Origin of the sequence: Streptomyces sp. DSM 110735, from assembly GCF_016482685.1 — a bacterium.
Taxonomy (GTDB): Bacteria; Actinomycetota; Actinomycetes; order Streptomycetales; family Streptomycetaceae; genus Streptomyces.
On record NZ_JACYHF010000049.1, the window covers coordinates 1 to 450 of the forward strand.

Genomic DNA, 450 nt, shown 5'->3' on the forward strand with positions numbered 1-450 from the left:
GGGCGGCGACGAATGCCACATGGCGTTCCACTTCCCGGTCATGCCGCGCATCTTCATGGCAGTCCGGCGTGAGTCGCGCTACCCGGTCTCCGAGATCCTCGCCAAGACGCCCTCGATCCCGTCGAGTTGCCAGTGGGGCATCTTCCTGCGCAACCACGACGAGCTGACCCTGGAGATGGTCACCGACGAGGAACGCGACTACATGTGGGCGGAGTACGCGAAGGACCCGCGTATGCGCGCCAACATCGGCATCCGCCGCCGCCTCGCGCCCCTCCTCGACAACGACCGCAATCAGATCGAGCTGTTCACCGCCCTGTTGCTCTCCCTGCCCGGCTCGCCGATCCTCTACTACGGCGACGAGATCGGCATGGGCGACAACATCTGGCTCGGCGACCGCGACGCCGTCCGCACCCCCATGCAGTGGACCCCCGACCGCAACGCGGGCTTCTC

At 66.9% G+C, this 450-nt stretch carries 1 protein-coding gene; it reads left to right on the top strand.

The annotated features are described in order from the left end of the window. Positions 1–450 (top strand): alpha-amylase family glycosyl hydrolase (locus IF655_RS30855; RefSeq protein WP_242489012.1); only part of this gene is annotated, 450 nt, incomplete at both ends.